Source organism: Mesorhizobium sp. P5_C1 (assembly GCF_054049815.1).
The window spans coordinates 1-6247 of sequence record NZ_JBFULQ010000333.1 but is presented as its reverse complement, the minus strand read 5'-3'; the positions used below and the strand labels follow the sequence as shown (position 1 = coordinate 6247).

6 protein-coding genes are annotated in these 6247 nt (G+C 63.0%); 4 read left to right on the top strand and 2 right to left on the bottom strand.

Annotated features, from left to right (window positions below; all coding sequences use genetic code 11):
- Positions 1-111 precede the first annotated feature (111 nt).
- Positions 112-1086 carry a methyltetrahydrofolate cobalamin methyltransferase gene (locus ACXJ7R_RS22205; protein WP_457153730.1) on the top strand — a complete coding sequence of 325 codons (975 nt, stop codon included), beginning with the start codon at positions 112-114 and terminating at the stop codon, positions 1084-1086.
- 79 nt (positions 1087-1165) lie between these two features.
- Here ACXJ7R_RS22205 and ACXJ7R_RS22200 read toward each other — a convergent pair whose 3' ends face one another.
- Positions 1166-1408 carry a hypothetical protein gene (locus tag ACXJ7R_RS22200; RefSeq protein ID WP_457153729.1) on the bottom strand — a complete coding sequence of 81 codons (243 nt, stop codon included), beginning with the start codon at positions 1406-1408 and terminating at the stop codon, positions 1166-1168.
- 89 nt (positions 1409-1497) lie between these two features.
- Between ACXJ7R_RS22200 and ACXJ7R_RS22195 the strand changes: the two genes are divergently transcribed.
- The 3 genes from ACXJ7R_RS22195 (at position 1498) to ACXJ7R_RS22185 (ending at position 5205) form a co-directional block, all read left to right on the top strand.
- Positions 1498-3567 (top strand): ASKHA domain-containing protein, encoded by a 2070-nt coding sequence (locus ACXJ7R_RS22195; RefSeq protein ID WP_457153728.1) that lies wholly within the window; start codon positions 1498-1500, stop codon positions 3565-3567.
- Positions 3568-3754: 187 nt separating this feature from the next.
- Complete coding sequence (locus ACXJ7R_RS22190) at positions 3755-3940, top strand: hypothetical protein (protein WP_457153727.1); 186 nt, start codon at positions 3755-3757, stop codon at positions 3938-3940.
- Positions 3941-4185: 245 nt separating this feature from the next.
- Positions 4186-5205 carry an alpha/beta hydrolase gene (locus ACXJ7R_RS22185; protein ID WP_457153726.1) on the top strand — a complete coding sequence of 340 codons (1020 nt, stop codon included), beginning with the start codon at positions 4186-4188 and terminating at the stop codon, positions 5203-5205.
- A 228-nt stretch (positions 5206-5433) separates the two neighbouring features.
- On the opposite strand, the gene ACXJ7R_RS22180 is transcribed toward ACXJ7R_RS22185, so the two are convergent.
- Positions 5434-6247, bottom strand: an 814-nt coding sequence (locus tag ACXJ7R_RS22180) for a LysR substrate-binding domain-containing protein (protein ID WP_457153725.1), incomplete at its 5' end; no start/stop codon positions are given.

Genomic DNA, 6247 nt, shown 5'->3' with positions numbered 1-6247 from the left:
GGTGGACATGGTGAAGACCGCGCACTGACGGCCTGGACGGTCACCCGTTCGCTTGAACGAAACCAGACAACGATATAAAGAAATCTTTATATCACGGCGGAGAGAGAATTCATGACCCGGACCATCGTCGCCTCGGCGACACGAGAAATCATCATCGGCTTCGACCAGCCGTTCTGCGTGATTGGCGAACGCATCAATCCGACCGGCCGCAAGAAGCTGGCCGCCGAGATGATCGTGGGCAATTTCGAGACTGTCATCAAGGATGCGCTCGAGCAGGCAGCCTGTGGCGCCACCATGCTCGACGTCAATGCTGGCGTTACCTCGGTCAACCCGAACGAGACCGAACCCGGCCTGCTGGTGCAGACGCTGGAAATCGTCCAGGGCCTCGTCGACCTGCCACTGTCGATCGACTCGTCGGTCACCGCCGCGATCGAGGCCGCGTTGAAGGTTGCCAAGGGCCGGCCGCTGGTCAACTCCGTCACCGGCGAGGAAGAAAAGCTCGAGGCCATCCTGCCGCTGGTCAAGAAGTACAACGTCCCTGTCGTCGCCATCTCCAATGACGAGACCGGCATTTCGATGGATCCGGATGTGCGTTTCGCCGTCGCCAAGAAGATCGTGCAGCGTTGCGCCGATTTCGGCATTCCCGCGCACGACGTCGTCGTCGACCCTCTGGTGATGCCGATCGGCGCGCTCGGCGATGCCGGCCGCCAAGTGTTCGCGCTGCTGCGTCGGCTTCGCGAAGAGCTCAAGGTGAACACCACTTGCGGCCTGTCCAATATCTCCTTTGGCCTGCCGCATCGCCACGGCATCAATGCCGCCTTCATCCCGATGGTGATCGGCGCCGGCATGACCAGCGCCATCATGAACCCGGTGCGCCCGCAGGAAATGGAAGCCGTGCGCGGCGCCAATGTGCTCAACGGCACCGACGAGAACTGCACCAACTGGATTCGCACCTACAAGGACTACAAGCCGGCCGAAGGCGGCCAGGCGGTAGCCGCCCCGACGCAAGTCAATGCGCCCGGCGAAGGCGCCGGCAATGGCGGACGCCGCCGTGGCGGCCGTGAAGCCCGGATGGGTCGAGGATAAGCGCGCAATCGTGGACTGTCCTGTAAACCTCACCGAACCGATCGTGCAGATGATGCCGTCGGGACGGTGTGCGTTTCGGTCAGGCCATGCCCAAAATGGCGTCGAACAGCACCATTCCCGCCCACGACCCGAAAATGCCGGTCAGCCCGCCGACAATGAAGTCGGCATCGGCGGCCGGCCAGAACCCGTGGAGCAGCAATGCTCCGACAATCGCGCCGACGATACCGGACGCCAGATATTGCGGATTGCGCAGCCATGGGCCGCGCAGCAGGCGCACCATGGTAAAAGCGGTTGTTATGGCGGACAGGAGGAGATCGGACATGATTGGCCTCTGGACCATCAAACATTCCGCCCAATAGCGAAACGATCCGTTAAACGGCATCGACAATCGTCATCGAGACGCGTGCAAGCATGAATTCACCTGCCAACATCACCGATCCGCTCGTGCTGTTCATGCCGTCGGGCAAGCGCGGGCGGTTTCCTGTCGGCACGCCGGTGCTCGATGCCGCGCGCCAGCTCGGCGTCTATGTCGAAAGCGTCTGCGGCGGACGCGCTACCTGTGGGCGCTGCCAGATCGAAGTGCAGGAAGGCAATTTCGCCAAGCACAAGATCGTCTCCTCCAACGACCACATCTCGCCCAAGGGCGCCAAGGAAGAGCGCTACGAGCGCGTGCGCGGCCTGCCCGAACGGCGCCGCCTCTCTTGCTCGGCGCAGATCCTCGGCGACCTCGTCATCGACGTGCCTCAGGACACGGTCATCAACGCGCAGACCATCCGCAAGGATGCCGACACCAGGGTGATCGCCCGCGATGCGGCAATCCGCATGTGCTATGTCGAAATCGAAGAGCCCGACATGCATAAGCCGCTCGGGGATCTCGACCGCCTCAAGATCGCCCTGATGAAGGACTGGAACCTCAAGAGCCTGGACTTCGATTTTTATCTCTTGCCGCAAGTGCAAGGCATTCTGCGCAAGGGCAGCTGGACCGCCACCGCTGCCATCTACAAGGATGCCGACTCGGAGACCGCACGCGTCATCGCTTTGTGGCCGGGCCTTAAGAACGAAGCCTATGGGTTGGCCTGCGATATCGGCTCGACCACCATTGCCATGCATCTGGTGTCGCTGCTGTCGGGCCGCGTCGCCGCCTCGTCGGGCACGTCGAACCCGCAGATCCGCTTCGGCGAGGACCTGATGAGCCGGGTCTCCTACGTGATGATGAACCCCGACGGTCGCGAAGGCATGACGGTCGCCGTGCGCGAAGCGATCTCCGGCCTGGTCGACAAGGTCTGCGCCGAAGGCAATGTCCACCGCAACGACATCCTGGATTCCGTCTTCGTCGGCAATCCGATCATGCACCATCTGTTCCTCGGCATCGACCCGACCGAGCTTGGCGGCGCGCCTTTTGCGCTGGCCGTTTCGGGCGCGGTGCACGTCAAGGCATCCGATATCGGCCTGAAGCTCAACCAGGGAGCCCGGCTCTACATGCTGCCTTGCATCGCCGGCCATGTCGGCGCCGATGCGGCAGCGGTGACGCTGTCGGAAGGCCCACATCGCCAAGACGAGATGATGCTGATCGTCGACGTCGGCACCAATGCCGAGATCGTGCTTGGCAACCGCACGCGCGTCGTCGCCGCCTCCTCGCCCACCGGCCCCGCCTTCGAGGGCGCGGAAATCTCCGGCGGCCAGCGCGCCGCGCCTGGTGCCATCGAGCGCGTGCGCATCGACCCCGACACGCTCGAGCCGAAGTACCGCGTCATCGGCTCGGAATTGTGGTCCGACGAGGCTGGCTTCCTCGACAGCGTGCAGGCGACCGGCGTCACCGGCATCTGCGGCTCCGGCATCATCGAGGTCGTCGCCGAGATGTATCTCTCCGGCATCATCTCCGAGGACGGTGTCATCGACGGCGGACTTGCCGCCCGCTCGCCGCGCGTCACCGCCAATGGCCGCACCTTCTCCTACGTGCTGAAGGAAGGCGAGCCAAAGATCACCATCACCCAGACCGACGTGCGCGCCATCCAGCTCGCCAAGGCTGCGCTTTACGCGGGCACCAAGCTGTTGATGGAAAAGCAGAACACCGATCATGTCGACCGCATCCATTTCGCCGGCGCCTTCGGTTCCTTCATCGATCCGAAATACGCCATGGTGCTGGGCCTGATCCCGGACTGCGATCTCGACAAGGTCTCGGCCGTCGGCAACGCCGCCGGCGCCGGTGCGCGCATGGCGCTGCTCAACCGCGGCTATCGCCGCGAGATCGAGGACACGGTCAGCAAGATCGAGAAGATCGAGACCGCGCTGGAACCGAAATTCCAGGAGCATTTCGTCTACGCCATGGCGCTGCCCAACAAGGTCGACCCGTTCCCGAAACTGTCGGCGGCGGTGAAACTGCCGCCGCGCAAGACGGTCAGCGAGGACGGTGTCGCCGGCGACGCCGCTCCGCGCCGGCGTTCGCGCGAGGGCCACGCCGCCCGGCGCGGCCGGAAATAAGCGGGCGCGCCCAGGTCGCCAGCCTCACCAACTCATTTGTATGCAAATGTTTCCGGATCTGCTGATCCGGAAACGGAAGCGTTGTTTTCGTGAAATCCGCTGGAAACATGCGCGGCGCATTTAAGCCAGCGTCGAAGGCCGGCCGGAAATGTCTTCCTGCCGCAGTGACCTTCCGGAGGAAACCAAAATGTCGATGTTCGAAAGCCTCGGCCATTATGGTGCGGCCATCAAGTTTGCCCACGACAGGAAGAAGTCGATCCGGGCCATGAACAGCCTGCCGCCGCATGTCCAGAAGGACATTGGTTGGCCGGCATCGCCGCCAAACGACCCGCAGGCCGCGCTCATCTCGCTGCTTCTGGGTACGGCGCGCTGATGACATTCGCCGACAAATGCAAACTGCTCGTCAGGCGTCGGAGCCCCCATGCGGCCTCGGCGCCTGGCAACACTCGGCTGCGCGCCGCGCTTCTGCTGCGGCGTTGATCGTCGGCGCAAGCACCACGGCGCGGATCACACCACCGTGTAGACATAGCGTATAACTTGACATTTTCGGCCACGGCACGATGTTCGCCAGAGAGGGGAATTCTCTTAGTCGGCTGCCGCCGAAGTTCGTGTATCCGCATGCCAAGTTTGAAAAGCCACGTCGTGTCCTTCGTGCTCCGGTACAGCCGCAAGAAGGCGTTTTCCAGCCCGGAAAACCTGCAGCGGTGGATCGCTGCCGCGCGCAAGACCGAGACCCACCAGCCGCCCGCCTCACTGCATCAGCATCTCGACATCCAGATGCATACGGTCGATGGCTTCCCCGTCTATGAAATCGCACCCAAGGCCGGCGAGCAGAAGCGGATGCTCTACCTGCACGGCGGCGCCTATGTCTTTGAAATCACGCCCTATCACTGGCACCTGATCGCCGACATGGCCAACCGGCTGGGCTACGGCATCACCGTGCCGATCTATCCCATCGCTCCCGAACACGATTTCCACGCCATGTTCGGCATGGTCGGCGACGTCTACCGCCGGATGCTCGACGAGACGGAGGCCGAGGATATCGTCTTCATGGGCGATTCCGCCGGCGGCAACATGGCCGTCGTGCTGACCATGATGGCCGCGGAACAGGCCCTGCCCATGCCGTCGCGCCATGTGCTGATTTCGCCCGGCCTCGACATGTCGCTTTCCAACCCCGAAGTGTTCGAGGCCGAACGCCGCGACCCCTGGCTGGGCATTTCGGGCGGGATGGAGGCTGTCCGGCTCTACAGCGCCGGCTACGATCGCAGCGACTGGCACATCAGCCCGCTTTATGGCGACCTCTCGGTGCTGCCTAAAACGCTGCTCCTAACCGGCTCGCACGACCTCCTCAGTCCTGACAATCTGATCTTCGCGCAAAAGGCGCGCGCCGTCGGCGTCGAGGTCGAGGTCGTCTACGAGGAGGGTATGTTCCACGTTTGGCCACTGATCGACATGCCTGAAGCACGGCGGGCGCGCGACGCCATCGTGACCTTCCTGGCCGGGGAAAAAACCTTTGGTCAAGCCGAGATCGAGGCGATCACCTGGTCGGTCAAGGCTTCATCTAGCGAACCATTCAACACCGGATTGGCCAGCACGAAAATTGCTTCCACTATCGCTTCATCTCGCCCTGGCTGGTAGTCGATATCTTCCCTGCATTCGATCAGATCTGCCCAGGCCTCCACGTCCGCAGCGGTGAGCTCTCCTTCCTGGAACCGTCGGAGCACACTCAAAATATGATCAGTGGTCAGGACGACCACTGGCGTCTCGGACCAACCCAGGTCGCTTACGTTTGCAGCCAGAACATCAATCGGCTTCCCACATGTGATAAGATCGCTGAGCACCGAAACGCGGTTCACAGCCGGCGCATCAGAATTTGCCGGTTTCCCGGAACACTTCGAAGGTCGCGCGGATATGGTCGGCAACGGCCTTGACCGGCGCGCTGGCGTCCGGCGCCACCACCATCGCCAGATTGTAAGTGCCGATGTCGGGCATCCCGTCCTTCGGGCAGAGTTCGACCATGTCGTTGCCGAGGAATGACTTCGGCAGCGGCGCCACGGCGAGATCGGACATGATCGCGGCGCGCTGGCCGGCCGTGTGCGCACTCATATAGGCGATGCGATAGTTGCGGCCTTCGCGTCCAAGCGCCTCAAGTGCGCCGGCCCGCCAGGCGCAGCCCTCTTCCCAGAGCGATACCGGCAAGGGTTCGCGCAGATGCGCGCAGCCGCCCTTGGCACCGGCCCAGACGATCGGCTCGGTGAGCAGAACCTCGGCGCCGAGCGCACTGGTCTTGTAGGAATTGGTCAAGAGCGTGATGTCGAGCGCCCGGTCGTCCATGCGTCGGCGCAGATTGCTGCTCTGGTCGATGGTGACATCGACCGCGATCGACGGATGCGATTGCGCAAAACGCTTCAGCACATGCGGCAGCACGCGCTCGCCATAGTCATCCGGCGAGCCGAGCCGGACAACGCCGACAATCTCGGGAATGATGAATTTCGACACCACCTCGCGGTTGATCGACAGCAGCCTGCGGGCATAGCCGAGCAGCATTTCGCCATCCGTGGTGAGCGACACCGAGCGGGCGTCGCGCGCGAACACCGAGCGGCCGAGAATGTCCTCCAGCTTCTTGATCTGCATGGAGACAGCCGACGGCGTGCGGAAGACGGCATTGGCGGCGGTGGTG